At 46.2% G+C, this 21,108-nt stretch carries 19 protein-coding genes and 1 tRNA gene; 7 read left to right on the plus strand and 13 right to left on the minus strand.

All coding sequences use genetic code 11. The annotated features are described in order from the left end of the window. Nucleotides 1-5 precede the first annotated feature (5 nt). The 4 genes from mreB to H6X83_RS00270 all read right to left on the minus strand — a co-directional run bounded on the left by mreB (nucleotide 6) and on the right by H6X83_RS00270 (nucleotide 4,210). A complete protein-coding gene (mreB, locus tag H6X83_RS00255; RefSeq protein WP_212507204.1) occupies nucleotides 6-1,019 on the minus strand; it encodes a rod shape-determining protein in 1,014 nt (337 codons plus the stop codon). 197 nt (nucleotides 1,020-1,216) lie between these two features. Continuing rightward, a complete protein-coding gene (gene dut, locus H6X83_RS00260; protein WP_212507205.1) occupies nucleotides 1,217-1,651 on the minus strand; it encodes a dUTP diphosphatase in 435 nt (144 codons plus the stop codon). Then, the gene (locus H6X83_RS00265) at nucleotides 1,648-3,705 is read right to left on the minus strand and encodes a U32 family peptidase (RefSeq protein ID WP_212507206.1); all 2,058 of its coding nucleotides are present in this window, start codon (nucleotides 3,703-3,705) and stop codon (nucleotides 1,648-1,650) included. The genes dut and H6X83_RS00265 overlap by 4 nt, the downstream gene beginning before the upstream one ends. Then, nucleotides 3,698-4,210, minus strand: a complete 513-nt coding sequence (locus H6X83_RS00270) for a cell division protein ZapA (RefSeq protein WP_212507207.1) — start codon at nucleotides 4,208-4,210, stop codon at nucleotides 3,698-3,700. Before H6X83_RS00270 ends, H6X83_RS00265 begins: the two co-directional genes overlap by 8 nt. A 374-nt stretch (nucleotides 4,211-4,584) precedes the next feature. Between H6X83_RS00270 and H6X83_RS00275 the strand changes: the two genes are divergently transcribed. The 3 genes from H6X83_RS00275 to H6X83_RS00285 all read left to right on the plus strand — a co-directional run bounded on the left by H6X83_RS00275 (nucleotide 4,585) and on the right by H6X83_RS00285 (nucleotide 9,216). Continuing rightward, complete coding sequence (locus H6X83_RS00275) at nucleotides 4,585-7,014, plus strand: glycogen/starch/alpha-glucan phosphorylase (RefSeq protein WP_212507208.1); 2,430 nt, start codon at nucleotides 4,585-4,587, stop codon at nucleotides 7,012-7,014. Nucleotides 7,015-7,066: 52 nt separating this feature from the next. Then, a complete protein-coding gene (locus H6X83_RS00280) occupies nucleotides 7,067-9,070 on the plus strand; it encodes a glycoside hydrolase family 13 protein (RefSeq protein ID WP_246419348.1) in 2,004 nt (667 codons plus the stop codon). A gap of 69 nt (nucleotides 9,071-9,139) precedes the next feature. Then, nucleotides 9,140-9,216 (plus strand) — tRNA-Arg (locus tag H6X83_RS00285). A 145-nt stretch (nucleotides 9,217-9,361) separates the two neighbouring features. Here H6X83_RS00285 and H6X83_RS00290 read toward each other — a convergent pair. Both H6X83_RS00290 and H6X83_RS00295 read right to left on the minus strand, forming a co-directional pair. After that, nucleotides 9,362-10,672: a tyrosine-type recombinase/integrase gene (locus tag H6X83_RS00290; protein WP_212507210.1), complete on the minus strand. Its 1,311-nt coding sequence runs from the start codon at nucleotides 10,670-10,672 to the stop codon at nucleotides 9,362-9,364. 129 nt (nucleotides 10,673-10,801) lie between these two features. Then, nucleotides 10,802-11,335: a helix-turn-helix domain-containing protein gene (locus H6X83_RS00295; protein ID WP_212507211.1), complete on the minus strand. Its 534-nt coding sequence runs from the start codon at nucleotides 11,333-11,335 to the stop codon at nucleotides 10,802-10,804. A gap of 207 nt (nucleotides 11,336-11,542) precedes the next feature. On the opposite strand from H6X83_RS00295, the gene H6X83_RS00300 reads away from it, so the two are divergent. The 4 genes from H6X83_RS00300 (at nucleotide 11,543) to mobP2 (ending at nucleotide 15,497) form a co-directional block, all read left to right on the plus strand. After that, nucleotides 11,543-11,821 (plus strand): hypothetical protein, encoded by a 279-nt coding sequence (locus H6X83_RS00300; protein ID WP_212507212.1) that lies wholly within the window; start codon nucleotides 11,543-11,545, stop codon nucleotides 11,819-11,821. Nucleotides 11,822-11,950: 129 nt separating this feature from the next. After that, nucleotides 11,951-13,624: a YfjI family protein gene (locus tag H6X83_RS00305; RefSeq protein WP_212507213.1), complete on the plus strand. Its 1,674-nt coding sequence runs from the start codon at nucleotides 11,951-11,953 to the stop codon at nucleotides 13,622-13,624. A gap of 294 nt (nucleotides 13,625-13,918) precedes the next feature. Beyond that, entirely contained in the window at nucleotides 13,919-14,227 is a 309-nt protein-coding gene (locus tag H6X83_RS00310; RefSeq protein ID WP_212507214.1) for a hypothetical protein, read from the plus strand. A gap of 13 nt (nucleotides 14,228-14,240) precedes the next feature. Continuing rightward, nucleotides 14,241-15,497, plus strand: a complete 1,257-nt coding sequence (gene mobP2, locus H6X83_RS00315; protein WP_212507215.1) for a MobP2 family relaxase — start codon at nucleotides 14,241-14,243, stop codon at nucleotides 15,495-15,497. Nucleotides 15,498-15,701: 204 nt separating this feature from the next. Here mobP2 and H6X83_RS00320 read toward each other — a convergent pair whose 3' ends face one another. From H6X83_RS00320 to H6X83_RS00350, 7 genes are all read right to left on the minus strand, one after another. Further along, nucleotides 15,702-16,373: a hypothetical protein gene (locus tag H6X83_RS00320; RefSeq protein ID WP_212507216.1), complete on the minus strand. Its 672-nt coding sequence runs from the start codon at nucleotides 16,371-16,373 to the stop codon at nucleotides 15,702-15,704. A gap of 1 nt (nucleotide 16,374) precedes the next feature. Next, nucleotides 16,375-17,025, minus strand: a complete 651-nt coding sequence (locus H6X83_RS00325; RefSeq protein ID WP_212507217.1) for an ATP-binding cassette domain-containing protein — start codon at nucleotides 17,023-17,025, stop codon at nucleotides 16,375-16,377. Then, nucleotides 17,022-17,843 carry a hypothetical protein gene (locus H6X83_RS00330; protein ID WP_212507218.1) on the minus strand — a complete coding sequence of 274 codons (822 nt, stop codon included), beginning with the start codon at nucleotides 17,841-17,843 and terminating at the stop codon, nucleotides 17,022-17,024. The genes H6X83_RS00325 and H6X83_RS00330 overlap by 4 nt, the downstream gene beginning before the upstream one ends. Then, a complete protein-coding gene (locus H6X83_RS00335; RefSeq protein ID WP_212507219.1) occupies nucleotides 17,840-18,580 on the minus strand; it encodes a hypothetical protein in 741 nt (246 codons plus the stop codon). The genes H6X83_RS00330 and H6X83_RS00335 overlap by 4 nt, the downstream gene beginning before the upstream one ends. Continuing rightward, nucleotides 18,577-19,416, minus strand: coding sequence for a hypothetical protein (locus tag H6X83_RS00340; protein WP_212507220.1), 840 nt, complete (start codon nucleotides 19,414-19,416; stop codon nucleotides 18,577-18,579). The genes H6X83_RS00335 and H6X83_RS00340 overlap by 4 nt, the downstream gene beginning before the upstream one ends. Before the next feature lie 139 nt (nucleotides 19,417-19,555). Beyond that, the gene (locus H6X83_RS00345; protein ID WP_212507221.1) at nucleotides 19,556-19,978 is read right to left on the minus strand and encodes a hypothetical protein; all 423 of its coding nucleotides are present in this window, start codon (nucleotides 19,976-19,978) and stop codon (nucleotides 19,556-19,558) included. A 376-nt stretch (nucleotides 19,979-20,354) separates the two neighbouring features. Continuing rightward, nucleotides 20,355-20,705 carry a LytR/AlgR family response regulator transcription factor gene (locus H6X83_RS00350; protein WP_212507222.1) on the minus strand — a complete coding sequence of 117 codons (351 nt, stop codon included), beginning with the start codon at nucleotides 20,703-20,705 and terminating at the stop codon, nucleotides 20,355-20,357. Nucleotides 20,706-21,108: the final 403 nt, after the last annotated feature.

The following is a 21,108-nucleotide window of genomic DNA, read 5'->3' on the forward strand; positions in this document are numbered from 1 at the left end:
AAAACTTATTCCTGCGGGGCATCGGCACTCTTTTTGCTGTGTGCGTCCTTTTCCAGATATTTTCCCGCACCGTTTACCACACAATCCAGCGGGTCCTCTGCCACGCGTACCGGCAAGCCGGTTTCCTGATGCAGCAGCGGCGCAATACCGTGGAGCAGCGCGCCGCCGCCGGTGACGGTGATACCGTGGTCGATGATGTCGGCGCACAGTTCCGGCGGGGTCTTTTCCAGTGTAGTGTGAACCGCCTCTACAACAATCTGTAAAGAGTCGGAAAGAGCCTCCCGAATTTCTTCTGCTGTAATGGTGATATTTTTTGCCAAGCCGTCTACCAGACTGCGGCCCTTAATCTGCAGGGCAGCGTTTTCGGTGCCCTCGGTTGGATATGCGGAACCAATTTGGTTTTTAATTTCTTCAGCGGTTTGCTGGCCAATGAGCAAATCGTACTTCTTTTTAATGTAATGAATAATCGCTTCATCGAATTTGTTGCCTGCAACTCTAACACTTTCATATGCAACAATATCACCTAAAGAGATGACTGCAACTTCACTGGTGCCGCCGCCAATATCCAGAACCATAGAGCCGACCGGTTCTTCAACCGGCAGACCGGCACCCAACGCCGCGGCTTTTGGTTCCGGAATAAATTCCAGCACACGGGCGCCGGCTTTATCAATGGCGTCATCCACTGCCTGACGCTCCACTTCCGTTACACCGGAAGGAATGCAGACCACGATGTTTGCTTTTGAAAAGCGGCCGGATTTTGCGGCCATATGAATAAAATGCTTGAGCATGGTGGCGGTAATTTCAAAGTCGGCGATTACGCCGTCTTTCAGTGGGCTGACTGCCACAATGGAGCCCGGGGTTCGGCCAATCATATCTTTGGCCTTGCTGCCGACTTCCACCACGGCGTCGGTGCGTACGTCCACTGCAACAACGGACGGCTCCCGCATGATGATGCCTTTGCCTTTCATATATGCAAGCGTGTTCGCTGTGCCAAGGTCAATGCCGATATCTTTCGCCATAGTCGTATTTTTACCCCTTTCGGCGCACAAGGCGCGGTGGATTCTATTTATTATACATCTAACAAGGAAACTGCACAAGACAGAGGGAAAGCCCCCGTAGGCGGTGCGCTGAAGGTTACATCCAGTTTGGTGTACTTCCCCACGTGCGGTTTTCGGCGACGCGGGTGCATTTCACGCAAAGTTTTTGCCAGTTGCTTTTACTTTCCGCTGGAGCCAAACCCGCTTTTGCCGCGCACTGTCTGCGGCAGTTGTGCGGCTTCCTGCGGTTCCGGAAACAGCACCGGCACCACCAGCAGCTGTGCAAAGCGTTCACCGGGCATCAAAGTATACGGCTCACTTCCCACGTTGCACAGTCCCGCAATTAGCTCACCACGGTAGTCGCTGTCAATGATACCGACGCTGTTGCTCAGCGTAATGCCATGCTTTACGCCCAGACCGCTGCGCCCGCACAGCAGGCCAACGGTTCCCTGCGGCAGCGCCGCGGCTACACCGGACGGCACCTGCCGCAGTTCTCCCGGCGCAATGGTTAGCGGCGCTTCCAAGCAGGCGTACAAATCCAGTCCGGCGCTGCCGGCGGTGGCGCGGGTGGGCAGAACTGCGTTTTTCCGCAGTTTTTGAACAGGCAGATTCATAGAACACCTCTGTAGTAAAGGCCGCGTGTCAGTTCTCCGGCAAAGGGCTTGTCCGCAAGCGCCAGCCGTAGCACCTGTGCACGCTGCTCAAAAGTTTCAGTTGTAAAGCGAAGCACGCCAAAATCCTGCCCGCGCAGTTCTTTCAGCCGCCCCAGCAGGGAAAGCGGAACGCTGTTGAGCACTTCGCTGCACCCACCGAAGCACTGCACCGGAAATGCAATCCCCTTGCGGTCAGTAAGCGTGTGTGCGGATTTGCAGCTCTTACAGCCACCGCCGTTTGCAATGGGACAGTTGCGGGTCAGCATCAGCGGCAGCCGCCCATAAATCAGCAGGCCGCGGGGCAGTTTCCCACCCAGTGCGTTTGCCTGCTGCAGGGTCAGTTCAAAGCTTAATTCTGTATCAGTCAGACCAAATTCAGTATACCAACGCAGTGCAGCAGAGTTTGTCACATTCAAAGAAAAGCCGCCGTGCAGGGTAAGATCCAGTTCGCGCGCAAGACCGGCGCTGTTTAATGTGCCAGCCCAGATATCCCGAAAGTCCGCGTCCGCGGCGGTCTGCAGCTTTTCTCGGATGAATGCTTCTGTGCCGAACATTCCGCGCGGAAGTTCCAAAATAATGTGCATGCCCCGCTCCCGCAGAGATTTTAGTTCTGACAGCGGCAGGTTAAAAGGAACGATGACAGCGGCAAGCCGCGCGGCTTCTTCCGGTATATTCCCGTCCGGAAAACGCGCGCGAAGGGAAAGTCCCGCTGTGTGGTGTGGCAATGCCTCAAAATGAACCGGTGTAAACGGAACCGGCTTTCGCTCTGTCCGCTGTTGCTGGAGTTTTTCCAGCACATCACGGCGCAGGTGATTCAATACAGAAATCGGAACGGAAAATCCTTCGCCAAGTTTGCACTGTACCTTTTCCGCTAAGAATGGCGTTCCGCCGGTTTTGGATAAATGCTCTGTGCAGACGTCTTCGGTTAACGGTCGGTTCAGCGCCGCCTGCGGCAATAGGTCGCTCTGGACTTCAGCAGTGTGTCCGTCGTTGTCTGCAGCAGTCAGCTGTACCGGCTTGCCCTCCTGAACGGTCAGCAAAAGCTGTACCGGCACGCGGGAAAGCTCCCGCCGGTAAAGTTCACGCAGACGGCTGCATGCCGGCGCGGCGGCAGTTACATCCTCTTTGCTGCGGGTGCCGAACATCTCGCGTCCTAATTTTCCATCCGGGTAACCGGTGGTAAAGCCGGAGCGGGAAAAAACATCATGCAGGTCGCGCAGCAGTTCCGGCGGAATCGGCTTGCCGTCCGCGTTGAGCCGGCAGGCACGGGTTGCGGCGGCAACGTACTCCGGACGCTTCATGCGTCCCTCAATTTTATAGGAGTATACACCGGCGTTTCTCAGTTCCCCGATTCGTTCAATCATAGAGAGGTCTTTCAGGGATAAATCGTGGCCGGTGCCGCCCTCTGCGGCAAAAGGCAGGCGGCATGGCTGCGCGCACTGTCCGCGGTTTCCGCTGCGGCTGCCCAGCATGGCGCTGAACCAGCACTGACCGGAAACACTCATGCAAAGCGCACCGTGTACAAAGGATTCCAGCTCCACATCCGGAGAATCTTCGTGCACAGCGGCAATTTCCTTTAAACTCATTTCGCGTGAAAGCACTACGCGGGAAAAACCAGCTTTTTTGCACGCGCGTACCCCTGCAGGGGCATGGATGCTCATCTGCGTGCTGGCGTGCAGCGGCAGCTGCGGGCAGGCGCGGCGCAGCAGATACAGCAGCCCTGTATCCTGCACCAAAACGGCATCCACCGGAAGAGAACAGGCAAACTGAATCAGTTCCAGTGCGGCGGGCAGCTCTTCGTCACGCAGCAGCGTGTTGACCGCCAAGTGTACCCGTACGCCGCGCGTGTGGCAGAACCGCACCGCTTCTGCGAGTTCCGCATTGGAAAAGTTCTGGGCGCTGGCTCTGGCGGAAAAAGAGCCGGCACCCAGATAAACTGCGTCCGCACCGGCGCGGACGGCGGCTGTCAGGCTTTCGGGGCCGCCGGCGGGTGCCAGTACCTCCCCGTTATTCATCCTTTGCTTCCTCGTTTTCTTTCTCTTCTTCCTCAAAATAATGCAGGAATTCACCGGATTCCTCCCCGGCTTCCCGCGTAGGACGCGAAAAACTGCCGGTGCAGGCAGTCCGCTGAACAGGAGCGTCGATTGTGGAATCTGCAGGGCCATCGGATTCCGTTTCACCCAGACGCGCGCGCAGGGAGGCGACCTCCTGCTGCAGGCGGGCGGTTTCTTTTCGCGCCTCCTCTGCTTCTAGACGGGCTTTTGTGCTGTCCTCCAAGTAACCTTTGATCTGTTCCCGGAGCGTTTCGGTACTTTTATTAGCTTTATGATAATCATCGCAGAACGAGAGAGCCGCCACGATGGCAATGACGGAACCGGAGGCGGTTTCATTTTGGCGGGAAAGCGCCTGCATACAGTCCTGTACTTCTGCTGCGATGCTGCGGACATAGGCTTCGCTGTCATCCGTACCAACCACACACTCGGTGCCAAATACGGTCAGCCGGACACTGTTTTTGCTCATGTGCAAAAAAGCTCCTTTCTTTTTCTTTGAAAGTCTGCTTTTTATTATACCCTATTTTTACAGCGGAAGGAAGCGTTTTCGGCAAATTTCACACAGCTTGATTTCTGCATGGAAAGATTTTTAAAGAAAAATTGATTTTGTACATTATGCATAAATAATTGGCCTAAAATATGCTTAGAAAGAAACAACCGAAAAAACTGAATAAAGCCCAAAAAATCGCATGATTTGGCGGCTTTCCGCTGCTTTCCGCAGAATCGTGCAAATTTGCCGGCGGTCATTGAAAAGCTGTGCAATTTGGCATATAATATAAAACAGTTATTTCACAAAGAACTGCGGCAAAAATGAACACCCGCCTGAAACGGAGGAATTGAATCATGGAGTATCGGCACTCAGTACAGCAGATTAAAAAGCAGATTCTTGCCAAGCTGGAGCACAACTACGGCGTAGGTCTTGAAAATGCAACCAATGACCAGCTCTACAAATCCGTCGCCCTGATTGCGCGCGAAATGATGGAGCAGGGGCGCAGTGAATTTATAGCAGAAGCAGAAAAAAAAGGCACCAAGCAGGTTTACTACCTCTGCATGGAATTCTTGCTGGGGCGCAGCCTGAAAAATACCCTGTTTAACTTAGGTGTAGAGGAATCTTTCCGAGAAGCACTGCAGCAGATGGATGTCAAGCTGGATGCTTTGTATGAGTGTGAGCCGGATGCGGGTCTTGGCAACGGCGGCCTGGGACGTTTGGCGGCCTGCTTCATGGATGCTCTTGCGACCGGCGGCTATCCGGCAACGGGTTACAGCTTATGCTATGAGTACGGCATCTTCCGCCAGAAACTTGTGGACGGCTGGCAGACGGAACTGCCGGATTTTTGGCTGCCCGGCGGCCGAATCTGGCTGCGTGAGATTCCGGAAAAGGCAGTGGAAGTCCATTTTCGCGGTCATGTGGAGGAAAGCTGGCACGAAAGCTACCATCAGGCGATTCACAAGGACTACACAACCATTTTGGCTGTTCCCTGTGATATGTTTATTGCCGGCATGGACGGCAGCGGCGTTTCCCGCCTGCGCCTTTGGAAAAGTAAAGGGCAGGAGTTCGACATGGGCCTGTTTAACTCCGGCAACTATATGCGTGCCATGGAGCAGAACGCAATGGCGGAATCCATTACCAAAGTGCTGTACCCGGAAGATAACCACTCCGAGGGCAAAAGCCTGCGCCTGACCCAGCAGTATTTTCTGGTTTCCGCTTCCATTCAGGATATTATCCGCACCCACCTGTTCAAATATTCTACACTTGACAACCTGCCGGAGCGCGTGGCAATCCACTTGAACGATACCCATCCGGTGCTGGCAATTCCTGAGCTGATGCGCATTATGCTGGATGAGTGCGGCTATGACTGGGACCGCGCGTGGGATTTGACCACCCGCACCATTGCCTACACCAACCATACAGTTATGAAAGAGGCACTGGAGTGCTGGAACGAGGACCTCTTCCGTATGCAGCTGCCGCGTATCTATCAAATTATCGAGGAAATCAACCGCCGCTTTTGCCAGCAGATGCATGACCTTGGCGTGGACGGCTACAAAGTCGGCCGCATGGCGCCGCTCAACGACGGCTATGTCAAGATGGCGAATTTGGCGGTTGTGGGCAGCCACTGTGTCAACGGCGTTTCGGGTCTGCACAGTGAAATTTTGAAAGAAACCGTGTTTCATGATTTTTACACAGAAATGCCGGATAAATTTACAAACGTAACCAACGGCATTGCACACCGCCGCTGGCTGAACCAGTCCAACCCGCAGCTTGCAGCGCTGCTGACGCAGAAAATCGGCAGCGGCTACATTTATGACGCTTCTCAGCTGAAAAAGTTTGAGGCTTTTAAGGCTGACAAAGCTGTTCTGCAGCAGCTTGCAAAAATCAAACGAAGCAATAAGGAACGTTTGGCAGAGTACATAAAGCGTGAAAACAATCTGGTGCTTGACCCGGATTCCATTTTTGACGTGCAGGTCAAGCGCATGCATGAATACAAGCGTCAGCACCTGAACGCGCTGAATATTCTTGCCACGTATCTGTGGCTGAAAGACAATCCGAATGCGGAGTTTACCCCGCACACTTATATCTTCGGCGCCAAAGCAGCCCCGGGCTATTACTTCGCAAAGCAGATGATTCGCTTTATCTATGATTTGGGCGAGGTAATCAACAACGACCCCGCCGTCAAAGACAAGATGAAAGTTGTTTATGTGGAGGATTACCGTGTCACGCTGGCGGAACTGCTGATTCCGGCAGCGGATATCAGTGAGCAGATTTCTCTGGCGGGCACCGAGGCTTCCGGTACCAGCAACATGAAGTTTATGATCAACGGTGCGGTGACACTGGGCACGTTGGATGGTGCAAATGTGGAAATTCACGATTCCGTTGGGGATGACAATATGCTCCTGTTCGGCATGACCACACCGGAGGTTGAAAACCTCCGCTCCGCGGGCTACCACCCGGACCAGATTTATTACAACAATCCTGCTGTGCACCGTGCAATCGACTTTATGCGCGGCGGAGTCAACGGTGTTGACTTTGGAGATATCGTCAATTCACTTACCGGAAATGACCCTTATATGGTTTTGGCGGACTTTGACAGCTACCAGCGCGCGCAGGCAAAGGCAATGCAGCTGTATGGGGACGAAAAAACCTGGCAGCAGATGTGCCTTGTCAACATTGCAAATTCCGGACGCTTTGCGGCAGACCGCGCAATTCGCGAGTATGCGGAGAACATTTGGCACTGTACCCCCTGTGAAGGGAAAAACAGCAAACTGATGCACTGAAGGGAAGCAACGCAAAAAGTCTGCAAGATTCGAAAAAGGAGCAAGCATGTGCATGTTTAATTCACGCAACCCTGTTTTTCGGTACCCTACAGGAGCAGTGGCGAACTGTCTGCCTGTCCATTTTAAAATCGATATGCCGCGGGATCTGCGCTGCAGCGCAGCGCGCTTGTTAGTGGAAAATGACAGCACTGGGGAAACACAGGTGCTGGATATGTTTTGGTGCGGCATGAACGGCGATAATCATGAGTGGTGGGAGTGCCACTTTGCCGCAAAGACTCCAGGCCTATATTTCTACCACTTTGAGGTTGCTACCTGGCGTGGAGTGCTGAATCTGCACAAAGGTTTTGGCGGCGAGGGAACCGTGATGGGAAACGACTGCGGCGCTTGGCAGCTGACTGTTTACGACCGTTCCTTTCACACGCCGGAGTGGCTGGCAGGCGGCATTATGTATCAGATTCTGCCAGACCGGTTTTTTTCTTCCGGAAAGCCGAAAGCCGATGTTCCGCAGGACAGAAAGCTGCACACAGACTGGAGTGACCAGCCCGAATGGAAGCCAAACGGCAAGGGCGAGGTTACAAACTCCGACTATTTTGGCGGCGACCTTGCCGGTATTACAGAGAAGCTGAATTATTTGAAAAGTCTGGGTGTAACGTGTTTGTACTTGAATCCGGTTTTTGAGGCTCACTCCAACCATAGGTACAACACTGCAAACTATGAGAAAATAGACCCACTGCTTGGCAAGGAAGAAGATTTCAAAACGCTGTGCGCAGAAGCAAAAAAGCGCGGAATGCATATTCTGCTGGATGGCGTTTTCAGCCATACAGGCAGCGACAGCGTCTACTTTAACCGCGAGGGGCGCTACAGCACACAGGGAGCGTACAACAGCCAGCAGTCCCCCTATTATGCATGGTACAATTTCCGGAACTGGCCGGATGACTATGAGTGCTGGTGGAACTTCAATACCCTGCCGAATGTGACGGAAACAAACCCACAGTATAACGCGTACATTAATGGCAAAGGCGGCATTGTACGGCGCTGGATTGCGGACGGTGCTTCCGGCTGGCGGCTGGACGTTGCCGATGAGCTGCCGGATGCCTTTCTGGATAATCTGCGCACAGCGGTGAAGATGGAGAACCCGGAAGCACTGGTGCTCGGTGAAGTCTGGGAGGATGCAAGTACCAAAAACGCTTACGGAAAGCGCCGTAAATACCTGCTGGGAGAGGAACTGGACAGCGTCATGAATTACCCGTTCCGCGATGCGGTACTTGGATTTGTGAAGGGCGCAGATCCGGCGCAGATGATGGAAATCATTCTGGATATTTTGGAAAACTACCCGCCGCAGGTGATTCGCCTGCTGATGAACCATATCGGTACCCATGATACGGAGCGTGCGCTGACCGTGCTGGCTGGTGCGCCAACAGAGCATCACGACCGCAGGTGGCAGTCTGAAACGCATCTTACAGAAAAGCAGCGCCAGCTGGGACTGCAGCGTTTAAAGCTTGCCGCAATGATGCAGTATACGTTACCTGGAATTCCCTGCATTTACTATGGGGATGAAGCTGGCATGGAGGGCTACAAAGACCCATTCAACCGCGGAACGTATCCGTGGGGGCATGAAAACACTGACCTGCTGGCGTGGTACCGAAAGCTTGGCAAGCTGCGCGGAATGCTTTCTTGTTTAAAGGAAGGCTCGTTTGTTCCGCTAAATGCGGATGACCATACGATGGTTTATATCCGGGAGGATTCTGTTGATGCAATTTTGGTTGCAATGAATGCGGGGGGAAATTCGCGTACTCTGTACTTGCCGGATGAGTGGCGCACGGCAGAACCTGTTTTCGGAGAGGCGCCCGACCGCAACTGCGGTTTGACACTGCCGCCGTGCAGCGGAACAATGCTTGTGCGGCAGAAGCATCCCTCCCCCTCTGGCCCGTTTGCGTTGGGGAAACCGGAAACACCGGAAGAAGCAGTAGAATCCATAAAAGATAAAATTATGGAGAATATGGAGCAAGAGCCAAAAATCAAGAACGAACTATTGGATTTTTTAAAAAATATCTAATAAAAGCTTGACTTTTGGCGGATGAATCTTTATAATAAAGAAGCTGTCCTCCTTAAGGACAGCAGATATGCGCTCGTAGCTCAGCTGGATAGAGTGTCTGACTACGAATCAGAAGGTCCTGGGTTCGAATCCCCGCGGGCGCACCAAAGCGAAAGCCGCATAGATAAGCCATTTTTGTAGCTTATCTATGCGGCTTATTTTTATTGCAAAACAGCTAAGTGTCAACTTTGTGTCAATAATATCATGAAACAAACGGGCGAAGTGTGCTGAGTTACGGCACGCTTCGCTTTTTTATGCTTGTTTCTCAGCTGCCAAATTCCCCGTCAAAACTTCTTCCAATGCGTCACACGCAGCCGCCTGACGACTTTTAATGGCGTGGCTGTATGTATTGACCAATGTACTGGCCTGAGCGTGACCAGTCAGGCTTTGCAGGGTACGAATGTCAACACCGTTGGAAATGTTGAGTGTCGCAAAAGTGTGCCGCAGGCTGTGGGGCGTGATGTGCGGAAAGTTGTGCTTCCTTAAAAATTTTTCCAGCCAGTAGTTAATGGTGTCAGGATTGATTGGTGAACCGTTTTCTTGAATAAACAGCCGCTGAAGTTTTCCCTGCCACTCCTTACCGAAGGCAATCTGCTGACTTGTCCACCAGGCATGATATTCTTTCAGTGTCTGTACCACAAAGAGTGGAATTTTAATCGCCCGAACGCTGGACGGATTCTTTGTCGGTCCCTCCAGTTCCCCCATGTGTGGGCGGTACTGTGACGAGCGGTAGATGTGGACTAATTGACTTGATTCATCCAAGTCTGACCAGGAAAGCCCACACAATTCTTCCCTACGCATTCCTGTAAACAAGAGCAGGAGCAGCGCAGACTTAATTCGTATATCCGGCTCTTCCAAAATAAGTGACAGAAACTGTTTTGCCTGTTCGTCATCCAAATAAGCTGCTTCTTTATGAATCACACGCGGTTTTTCCGCTAATCGAGCAACGTTGCGTACCACCAGCTGCTCCTGTTCTGCTTTAGAGAGTATTGCAGAAATCAAACGATGATAGTGCATGATACAGTTTGCTGACAGTGGGTTTTCGTTTTTATGAAGTGTAAACACGGCTTCTACCGGCTTTTTAAGTGCCTTACTGATTTTCTGGGCAGTTTGAAAGCTGACGTGCTTTCCATGTACAGCTGTAGAAACCGTAAAGGAAGAAATGCCGGAAGCAGCGGCCAGTTTGTCATAGGTCAAGTGTTCCGCTTTCAGCAGCAGGGGAAGCTTTTCGGAAATTGCATAGTTTCCCCTTTGGTTAATTCCCTTTTCAGCAAGGTTCTGATAAAAAGCTTCCAAATGATGCGGCTGCAGCTTCGATAGTCGGATATGTCCCAGTGCGGGCTGTATACGCTTCATCAGTTCTTGATAGCCATCCTTCGTTTTTCCGGCGCACTGATGATTCTTTACCCATTGTTCAGCATATTCGCCGAAAGTTGTGTTGCCGTCATACAACGCCATTCCTGTTTTAAGTTTTTCTTCAAACAGTGCTGCCTGTCGATTTGCCTCTTTTTCTGCTTTAGCGGATGTCATACCATCTGGAACGTGCCAGATAGTCGACCGCATAATTTGCTTTTCTCCCACTTTTCCTACCAGTACGCGAATTCGATAACTGATACTGCCATCTTTTGTTGTCCGTTTTTGAATACTCGCCAATTTGAAGCACCCCTTCCTGCAAGAGAGTGAGTAAAGCGGTTATTGTTTTGCTTTCTTATTCAATGCATTAACATGATTAATGATGCTGTTGAGGCTGTCTGCTGCCAGTGCAGAAGAGAGTATATGCATTTTTGAGTGAGAACTCTCTTTATTGGATTTTGCACTCTGCCCACAAGTTGCTTTCTTAACATATTTCAGCATATCACAAAAATAGTCCGCATTTTTGCCTTCAAAAAGCATGTTGAATATATCCAAAAAAGAGCGATTATCTGTTTTATTCTCAATTCCTTGTTCCTGGAAGCTTTTAATTTGCGTAATTGCAGCATCTGACAGCCCCAGTTCTAACACAGTTCCTTCATTTTCCGGGTAACGTGCATCCGTATGTCCAAGAAGATAGTCGGTTGATGTGCGAAAATAATCGGCCAGCATACAAACAGTTTCGTAGTTAGGACAGTTTACACCATTTTCCCACTTGTTGTACTTTGAAGGTTCCACGCCTAATTGGGCGGCAAATTCCTTTTGATTTAAACCGGATTCCTTACGAAGAAGCAAAAGCCTTTCCGAAAAATTCATTATACATCCTCCCAGCTGTTTTTCATAATTATAGTGTTAAATATTCTATTAGTCAATTCCATTTACAAATAAACATAATTGAGAATTTCTCATTTCTCATTTTTGCTAATATTATTGACAATAAAAATAATGTTGCTATAATGTTAAATATATTGATGAGCATTTTAATATTTTAAAATGATTATTGCGAATTTAATGGAGGATTGTATGATGATTATTTCAAGCACAAATTCAAATTTGTATTGTTCGCTAGCATCTATCCACAGCACTGCTCTTCGCTGCAAAAATGAAGGTATTCCGTTGCCTGAAAAGCTACTTCGCTCAGCGTGCGAGTCAGGTACACTTCCTGCAATTAAAACTGGAAAGAAATATTTAATCCTGTGGGATAACGTTCTTGCTTTTGTTCGCAATGGAACAAACCAATCAGCAGCAGAGGAAGCTTCTGCAAATACCAAAGGGGGAGGGATTCGCCGTGTGGTGGAATAAAAGCAATGCCTTCAACTCCTTAAAATTAAAGAAGCATTCGCAACGCGCTTTTTCAATGATTTGTTGGCAGACTTTTTTTCGGCTTTTATGTGGCTTTTGTGCACTTCAAACAAATGGAGATGAAAAAGAATGAGCTGTACTGAAGAATTAAAGGAACATAACATAGATTCAGAAATAGCCAGTCTGCAATCATCCCAAAACTGGGAAGAAGCAGCTCGGCTTTTACAAGAAGGTGACAACATGTCGCTAACTGCTTACAAAAGTACGTTGGCAATATTGTCTGGAACGTTGGGAATTCAGCTTCCGTTAGCGATTACGTCTTCTGTTTCCACAGAAGAATCATTTCCTGTTGAAGCTTTGCCACCTGTTCTATACGATTTCGTTTGTACACAGGCAAAGGAAAAACAAATCAGTCCAAGTATGCTTGCACCACCCTGTTTAGCAGCCATCTCATTAGGTGCAATGAAGAAATTTTGCGTTCATGTTTCCAAAAATTATTTTGAACCGGTTAATCTTTGGACGCTAATTGTTGCTCGTCCATCTGAGCGAAAGTCAGCTGCATTTGAAATAGTATTTGCGCCGATCTTTGCATGGCAGAATTCAGAAAACCAGCGTTTGGAACCATATATCGCAAAGTCGGAAGCACATTTAAATGCACTCGAACACAAGCGCAGTCAAATTGAACGCCAAATGGAGCTGGATGGAAAAGCCCCTAACCTTGAACTTGAACTGGCTGATGTTGAAATGGAATTAAAGACCGCAGAAAAAGACGCCGTCCATCCTGTTAAGTTATGGCTCACCAATGTGAATTCTCAATCTTTTGAAAAAGCCTTGTCGGAAAACAAAGAGAAAATTGCTATTTTGGATTCAGAAGCGACCATTTTTGATATGCTGACCAATATGTGCAGCAGTAAAGCGGGCAGCGCTGCCAGTGATTTATCAACCTTTCTTCACACTTACTCAGGAGAGGGTATGCGGACAGAACGCATTACCCGTCGCAACATTGTATTGCAGAATCCCTATTCTGTTTTTTGTGTTTTCATACAGAACACAGTGCTTGATAAACTTTTGGAGAATTCAAATTTCACAGAACGTGGGTTTACTGCCCGTTTCTTAATCAATCGCCCAAAGTCAATGATAGGCACACGACTTGCGCCGAGCGATGTACCAGCTGCTCCGCAGGAAGTTACAGAGGCATGGAATGCGCTGGTGAAATCCATTCTGGATATTCCATTAGGAGAAACACCAAATGCTTTGGAATTGTCAGCAGCAGCGCAGACTGCTGCACGCGAGTATTACTATCAGATAGAACAAATTCTAAATAATGTAGTGGGAAGCAAGGAATATGTTTTGGGAAAACTATATGGAACAACCATGCGGATCGCAGGTGTTTTACATATTGCACGTTTGGGAAGCATGGCAGGAGCAGAGTGCATTTCACTGCACACGATGGAAAGCGCAATTGCCATTGCAAAATACTATAAAATCCAAGCAGATACACTTTATGGAGAAAGCGAAGATAATCAAGTAGCTAAAAATGCACAGTACATTCTTTCCATGCTGAAAAATCACAGTCTTGCCGGAACCATCATGACACAAAATGAAATTCGACACAGCTGCGCAAAATTAAAAGACCGCGCATGTAAAAAGGATTTTGAAACAGCAATTCAATTGTTAGAAAAACACAATTTTCTGTTTGCGTACAATGAAATCAATGACTACCGATGTGGGAGAAAGCCGAAGATGTGGCGCATATCCCCCTTTGCAGCAATAAAAGATGAAAAATTCTTTTTAGAGGAATAAAGAAGTCCACACAAAAAATGTTGTCATATGCAGGGTTATTGCGGCTTCTTGGTTTAAGGAATAAAAGCGATAGAATTCGCGAAATACATGCGCATATTTATGCGAAAACTGTATGTAAATCTCTTGGTACAAAAACACGGCGGTTTTCATAATCGTGCAGTCACCGTAATTTTAAAAAACGGCAGGCTTTGCCTGCACCGTCACAGTTTGTGACGGCAGTTTCTCCTTATCCTGTTTCCCCGCTAAATACGTTTCAAAATCAGAAAATCGACTGTTTTAGGAGATGATTTTTGAATGAATCCGGATTTTAATAAAATTACAATACGTGGAGTTAGCCCAACTGTTTTAAGCAAACTGGACACGTTGGCCGCCGAAAGACATACCTCGCGTAACCAGCTTTTGTGCAGTCTCCTTGAAAATTGTCTTGCGGATATGCAGTTTTCAGAAAGCGAAAATCACTATGCCGACTTGGTTCATTGTTGCTGTGATACTATTGAACGAAATACACAGGTACTACAAAAATTCTGTTTTCTCGTTGACCGCGAATATGCTGCACTGTGTGAAACGGAAAACATGGATGATGAAACCAGACCGTTTGTGTGAGGTGAATTTATAAATGGAAGACAGAATTACACCCGGCATTGTCTTATGTTCAAAATTTGCTTTGCCAAATCAGAAAGCGTATGGACGTTATGTGGATTATGTTGACCGAAAAAATGCGGTCAAGAAAAGTGAATTTGCACAATATACGGACTATATGGACAACCCACTCAAACAACAAAGTTACTCCCACTGCAACGCTTTATTTACGGCGCAGTCTGACCACTTAACTGCTGCAGAAAAATCACTTTTCAAAAAGCGACTGCACGCTGCCCAACAGAACGGCAGTCCACTTTGGCAGAATGTCATCAGTTTTAAAAATGATTGGCTTGCAAAAAACGGACTTTATAGCACACAAAATCATACGGTTAATGAGGTTGCTGTCCGCAGCGCAGTTCGGCAGGCAATGCGTGTTATGCTCAAAAATGAACAGATGCCCGCTGCTGTATGGGCAGCTGCAATTCATTACAATACCGGCAATCTGCATATACACATTGCAGTTGCCGAGCCCTTTCCCACACGTCCGCTTCAAGAATGGCATGGTAAAATGGTACGTCGTGGCAAGCTGAAAGAATCCACGCTGGACAAAATGAAAAGTGCAGTTGTCAACCGCTTGGTGGACCGTTCTCCCGAGCAGCAGCGGCTAAATGATGTTATGCGCAAAAGCTTGCTCGCTTCTGTTCCGTCTGATTTGTGGACAGTAAACAAGGAACTGCGACAGTCCTTTTTAAGTCTTTACGGAAGATTACCGCCTGACCGGCGACTTTGGAAATACAATATGAACACTTTGCAAAAACTGCGACCTGTAATTGACAGTCTATCGCGAGAGTGCTTTACGCGATACCATTATGTAGAATATCAGAATTTTCAGCACTTGCTGAAACAGGAAGAGCAATTTTTAAAAAGCGCATATGGAGAAAGCCGAAACTTTGCCGCAAACAAAACGCGAGACCTATACACACGCATGGGCAATGTTATTCTTTCTGCTGCACGCAGATATGATTTGCAATGTCATACAGATTACACAAAACGGTATTCAAAACAGACTGTCAGTGGTTCTATAAGCGCCGCCTTTCATGCAGTATGTCGCCGGGCAGCACGAAACGCGTGCCTTGACCGTGCGCTTTCCTCATTGCGCAAAGCAGTCAGTTTTACCCGTGAAACAGAACAAGCGCAGCAGGCGTACAAGCAGCTGCAAACAGCTATCCAACGTGCGGAATTGGAACAGGAACAGCCGTTTGCATATAAAAATAACCTGTACTTTGGGGTGTGAAAGTACAGGCAATTCTAACGTGTTGTAAATATTTAGTGTATTGATAAATTCTATAATTGTCTTTTAACGGTTGTGTTTAAGTCCGTGGTTTCTGGTGCACTTATCGGTTCAGTGTTTTGTCCCAATAATAATTTCCACACAACAAAACATACTATTCTCCAGTAATTCAGGTTACACTATACATCATGACTAGTTTGTTAAACGTTATTGATGTGTTGCTGCAAAAACGTCCGCCTTATATGTATAATACTTGTCTAGCTGTGCTTGCTTTGAGGTATACAGGTCAAAATTCTGTAATTCGTTAAAGTGAATTATTTCTTCTGTGGATTTTAAAATACGTGGTTGCTTTTTGTTAGATAATCGATAGATACCAAATGCAGATTCGCTGACAGGATAATACTGCATAGAGTCCACAGTTTTTGATGCATCTGACGGTACATGCTTGAGCAGTAATAAATATTCAACATCTTTTTGCAATGGAATCATTGCATTTTGCGCCGCGTCATAATAAAATGCTTGCTCATTATTTTCAATTACATTCATCTGCTGCACAACCAAAATTGTTTTTCCTACTAACGAAGCACTCCCTTTATTGACTTTTTCCACGTTTACAGGGGTATAAAGTGCGTCATTGGTTGCTTTCCGCTCGCCTGACCATTTCCCCTGCACAATAATATCAGAACCCGACACAAGATCTGCACCGGTGCGAAAACCCTTTCCCTCTAAAAATGACGTTGTTTCCTCTGCGTTCGCATTGTAAGTATATGTTTGTGCGCGATTCAACAGATTTTTGGGATAGGACACCCGAACAATTGCTGCGAAGATAAAACAGGCAATCACAAAAAAAAGTGGGAGTAAATACCATTTCTTTTTCATATCATGCCACACCTTCCACGATCTGCAGTTTCCCTGCATTCATCTTAAAGAACTGACTGCACAGAGTAGTTAAATCTTCACGATTATGGCTAGCAATTAAAATAGTTGCACCGCGTTCGGCTTCTTCCTGAACTACCTTTCGTATCAATGAAACGCCATCTTCATCCAATGCGTTGGTGGGTTCATCCAGCAAAATTAAATTTGGCTTTTCCATAATAGCCTGCGCAATGGCCAGCCGCTGTTTCATACCCAGAGAGTACTTGTGATAGACCCGCCGGTCATCCGGGTCAAGTCCCACGCGTGTAATGGCATCCCGAATCTCCGGCTCACCAATTTCCCCTTTGATGGAAGCCAGTAATTTAAGATTTTCCAGTCCCGTAAAATAAGGCCAGAAACCAACGTTTTCAATAATCAGTCCCAAACTGTCCGGGAAAGAATTGGAATTATTTAGATCCTTTCCAAACGCAGTCACACAGCCCTCTGTAGGGCAGATTAGTCCTGCAATCGCGCGCATAAGCATAGATTTGCCGCACCCATTATGACCATATAATCCATAGCAAACACCGCTTTCCAACTGCAAAGTCACATTTGAAAGAACAGTTTGCCCTTTAATTGTTTTAGTATAATTTTTTACTTCTACTGTAACACTCATCCTTGTTCCTCCTTCATCAATGAAATCATGTCCTGCTTGCAAAACCACTGGCGATACAGCCAATAACAAACAATACACCACAGGATAATTGCGCAAATACAGCCTCCCGCACTTGCATCAGAAACCGGCACAATTCCAAACGCCTCCTGACCGGAAATTGTAAACGGAAGTGTGTGCCACAGGAGCATCTGGTTGGCACCCGGCAGCAATATGTACAGGGGCACCAGCGATGAAGCATCCTTGTAAAGTGCGCAGCCGATAAAAACGGGCACGAAATAAAAGAGTAAAGTGATGATGAATGCAGCCGCACTTCCTAATTTGAGAGAAAAAACATTTTGCAGGAAAGCGAAAAAGAATACCGTGCCTGTATTGATCACATACAGCACCAACAGTAAAATTGCCATATGCATACCATTTTGTGGTTTTAATCCGTTAAACATACCCAGCAGCAGTGTAACAACGAAAAGCAGGCCAAAAGTGCTGCAGGTTCTTTTTAATAAATGGAGCGACTGCCGAAACAGCCACCTAGATTTTTTCTGTGAACGAGTAAAAACATATACATAACTGATACGGCAGTCCTCTAAAAAAAGATTGGAAAGCATATATATTGACACAACATTGGGAACAATCCATCGTAAATTTGAAATTGACAGAATATCTCGCACATCACAAATTCCACCATAGCAAGCCAAAAAATAAAATTCCAAACTACCATGCATTTGTACAGTACTGCTTAAGTTTGGAATCAGAATCAGCAAAAAAACAGCACCAGTAACAACGTAGCGGTAACTTTGATAAAGCAGTCTTTTAGCATTCATTTCTGCTCCCCTTTCTCCTTGGGGAGACAGTCACGCTTGGGACAAACTAATGTACCAATCACAGTAACCACCACAATGAAAATAACAATACGTATTAAGTAGATTCCATATGTATTCATATGTCCCGGAACAACAGAAATTGCTCCCATAATACCTAATTCACCCCAATTAAGAGTGCCCTGCAAGACGATATAGTCATACAAAATGAGACCATAACTGATAATACAGCCCAAAATACGATTAGAAAACACCTGCGCAAAGAATAGGTAAACACAGGTGAGACATGCATAGGCTACACACTGCGACACAAATGCAAGCAGAAAAAAGGTTCCGTTTTCCGCATAATGAGTCAACTGCCCAAAAATAGCCGCTCGTATTAGTAGCAAAAGATATAGTAGTACAACATAAAGGACTGCACTTGCCATTCCAAGTCCAATCCGAAGCAGCCACAGCTTCCTTTTTGAGAGCAATCTACAAAAAACTGTTTCTTGTTCAAAAAAGTGAATTTGCGGCTGTAGCAAAATAAAATACATGGGAATACAGAAGCAGATGGTACTGAACCAGAAAAAATAGGATGCATAGTTAGCAAGATAAAACTTTGGATGTTGTTCCCACGCAAACTGTGCTAGCATATTGGGGCTGAAAATTCCTAAGACCGTAAATGCAAGCAGGGCAATCAATACCGCGATGGTCGATCGATTGCGAATATAGACTTTTCCTAGTGCGCGCAGCATCATACCTCATCCCGCCTAACATGAATTTTTACAAGCAGAGCTGCTAAATCGAAGAGCAAGAGCACAACCGCTGCGCATACGAGATATTCAAACTTTGTACCTGCTGCCCGGAAAGGCGGTATCATCCAAGCAACAGGCATATATTGTTCGTTCACAAAGCCGCCCAGTAAGCCAGCAACGATATAGCAAATCCCGGGAATAGTTAATACCAAAAAATGATTTAACTTGGTATGAATGGAAAGGGCATAAGAAAGTAATGCAAACAGGCCCCCAAAAAACGCCGTTATAAAATCATACAGAAAGAAATAAAGATAAGGATGATTATAGAACAACGATTTCCAATACGATAGATTTAAAAAAGCAGTGTAAGGATTCAATGGATAGGTGGGAGTTATTTTCATAGAATCTAACGGAATCGCAGTCATTAACACCAGTTTTTCAATTACAAGGGGAATCCAAATAATCAGTGCCCCTGCGATAAAAACGGTTAGCCATTGTGCAGTATAGTAATTACTGCGACCAACCCTCGCAATGACAATGCGGTCGCTCCCATATTGTTTTTCCTCAAAATTGCAGTCAGAATATGCTAAAGAAACTGCAAAAGGAAAAAGCAAAACGAAAAAGATTCCATAATTATCGAAATTATGAACTACACTGATTTGTGCCTGTCCAAAGTAAATATACGCGGCTGACAACGTCGCCTGATCCGCTTTGTACAGCTGTGCCAATTCCACTAAGGTTGGAAACAGCACATAAGCTAGCACAGCGCATAGTACAATATAAAATCGTCGATTTTTAAACAAGACTTCAAGGTTTGTCTTCTGTAAATTCTTTAACATTTTACATCTCCATACATTTAAATCTGCAAGTTATTTTTTATGGGTAATAAAATGCAATCATAAAAACTTTCCAAAGGATTATAGAACAAAAAATCCGGTCACGGATTACTGTGAACCGGATTTTTTAAAGAACTGAGATTTAATGGAAATCAACAGTGCCCGCACAATTTATGTTGGATGTATTGAACTTCGGATTCTTCCCCACAAGTACAAGCTGAACACCCTTTGTTGCATTCGAATCAGTTAACATCAGGGGAACCGTTCCGTTTGAAGCATATACCGTTCTTTCGGCACTTACATTACGATACTGACCACCATAAAATGCTCTTACCAAAAGTGTACAACGATCTGAATATCCTGCGGTTTGCCACACACTGACATTGACTTGTTTATTTGCAGCATATGTAGTTGATTTTGTTCCTGTTTGACAATCAACTTGTCCTTGCCAACTCGGCAGAGATGCAGTCCATTTTGTATATGCAAATGTAGGAACAGCAGCGCATGAAACAGCAAATATGCCAGCACCTAATAATGCGATTATTTTATTTACACTTTTTTTCATGATAAATCCTCCATTTTTTGAGATGTATAAATTTGATTTACACTTATAATTTTGTACATACAATTTGCGCTTTGAGATAACAAGCTCATTTTCGCTACTGCACAGGACTCACCCCTTTCATAAAACATTTATAGTAAATTGAAAATTATTGGAAATTTTTATATGATAGTAATTGTAAATAATTAATTTTATTCCTTAATATGTATTAACAATTATATTATTTTTTTGATAAAATGTCAATATTAAATCAATAAGTGCTGGTAATTTATTTTTTATCAATTATATGTATTTATTCTGGTGACGCGGATTTCCTGTATATCTTGTTCGTAATTTTCTTTTGCAGCCAGTGCATCTGCAAGTTTTTCATTCCGTGCTATCAATGCAATCCAGATTCTCCGCAAAACATACAGATGTACCGAATTGCACTTTGATAGCCAAGCGGCGCATACTGCACGAAACTGGAAATGAAAATTACCAGCGTATCCATACAGCGCGCTTTCATTGCCATTGCGGCTCGCATTCCATCCATGCCCATAAGCTGCACATCCAGCAAGATAATATCATATATCGTTTCGCCTGCAAGCAGTTCTTCACCGTTTGCAAAAACGTCAAGTGTATAAGGCATCTGCCATTCTGCCATAAAAACTTCTGTTTTATCCCGCAGCTGCTGCCGTATGAGTAGTTCATCGTCGCATATCGCTATCCGCATAATTACATCCTTGTCCACTCTATTCACCTCTTGTAAAATTTTAACACATATTGTATATAAACTTCAACTAAAAGCGAAATCAGGAAAATTGAATTTGCCTTCATTTCGTGTCAACTTTGTGTCAACGAATTCCCGAAAAGATAAAAACATATGAGTCAAAACAGAATATGACATGGAAAGCAAGATTGAAAAAAGTCAGTGTTTATACTGGTTTGCGGCATACCACATAATTTTACAACAATAAAATCGAACAACTACGAATCAGAAGGTCCTGGGTTCGAATCCCCGCGGGCGCACCAAAGCGAAAGCCGTACAGTTAAACCATGGTTATGGTTTAACTGTACGGCCCTTTTTCTGTTCAACAGAACTGATAGAATTTTACTTTATTTGTTAATACTTTTATGATACCATATAATAATGG

The sequence above is a fragment of the Caproicibacterium amylolyticum genome (genome assembly GCF_014467055.1).
Lineage (GTDB): Bacteria > Bacillota > Clostridia > Oscillospirales > Acutalibacteraceae > Caproicibacterium > Caproicibacterium amylolyticum.

Coding starts and splice junctions, on each gene's coding strand:
- H6X83_RS00290 (WP_212507210.1), bottom strand. CDS start 10,672: ATGCGGTCGACTATCTGGCACGTTCCAGATGGTATGACATCCGCTAAA.
- mreB (WP_212507204.1), bottom strand. CDS start 1,019: ATGGCGAAAGATATCGGCATTGACCTTGGCACAGCGAACACGCTTGCA.
- H6X83_RS00325 (WP_212507217.1), bottom strand. CDS start 17,025: ATGAGTGTTACAGTAGAAGTAAAAAATTATACTAAAACAATTAAAGGG.
- H6X83_RS00335 (WP_212507219.1), bottom strand. CDS start 18,580: ATGATGCTGCGCGCACTAGGAAAAGTCTATATTCGCAATCGATCGACC.
- mobP2 (WP_212507215.1), top strand. CDS start 14,241: ATGGAAGACAGAATTACACCCGGCATTGTCTTATGTTCAAAATTTGCT.
- H6X83_RS00275 (WP_212507208.1), top strand. CDS start 4,585: ATGGAGTATCGGCACTCAGTACAGCAGATTAAAAAGCAGATTCTTGCC.
- H6X83_RS00330 (WP_212507218.1), bottom strand. CDS start 17,843: ATGAATGCTAAAAGACTGCTTTATCAAAGTTACCGCTACGTTGTTACT.
- H6X83_RS00310 (WP_212507214.1), top strand. CDS start 13,919: ATGAATCCGGATTTTAATAAAATTACAATACGTGGAGTTAGCCCAACT.
- H6X83_RS00340 (WP_212507220.1), bottom strand. CDS start 19,416: ATGTTAAAGAATTTACAGAAGACAAACCTTGAAGTCTTGTTTAAAAAT.
- H6X83_RS00265 (WP_212507206.1), bottom strand. CDS start 3,705: ATGAATAACGGGGAGGTACTGGCACCCGCCGGCGGCCCCGAAAGCCTG.
- H6X83_RS00305 (WP_212507213.1), top strand. CDS start 11,951: ATGAGCTGTACTGAAGAATTAAAGGAACATAACATAGATTCAGAAATA.
- H6X83_RS00270 (WP_212507207.1), bottom strand. CDS start 4,210: ATGAGCAAAAACAGTGTCCGGCTGACCGTATTTGGCACCGAGTGTGTG.
- H6X83_RS00300 (WP_212507212.1), top strand. CDS start 11,543: ATGATGATTATTTCAAGCACAAATTCAAATTTGTATTGTTCGCTAGCA.
- H6X83_RS00295 (WP_212507211.1), bottom strand. CDS start 11,335: ATGAATTTTTCGGAAAGGCTTTTGCTTCTTCGTAAGGAATCCGGTTTA.
- H6X83_RS00280 (WP_246419348.1), top strand. CDS start 7,067: ATGTTTAATTCACGCAACCCTGTTTTTCGGTACCCTACAGGAGCAGTG.
- dut (WP_212507205.1), bottom strand. CDS start 1,651: ATGAATCTGCCTGTTCAAAAACTGCGGAAAAACGCAGTTCTGCCCACC.
- H6X83_RS00320 (WP_212507216.1), bottom strand. CDS start 16,373: ATGAAAAAGAAATGGTATTTACTCCCACTTTTTTTTGTGATTGCCTGT.
- H6X83_RS00345 (WP_212507221.1), bottom strand. CDS start 19,978: ATGAAAAAAAGTGTAAATAAAATAATCGCATTATTAGGTGCTGGCATA.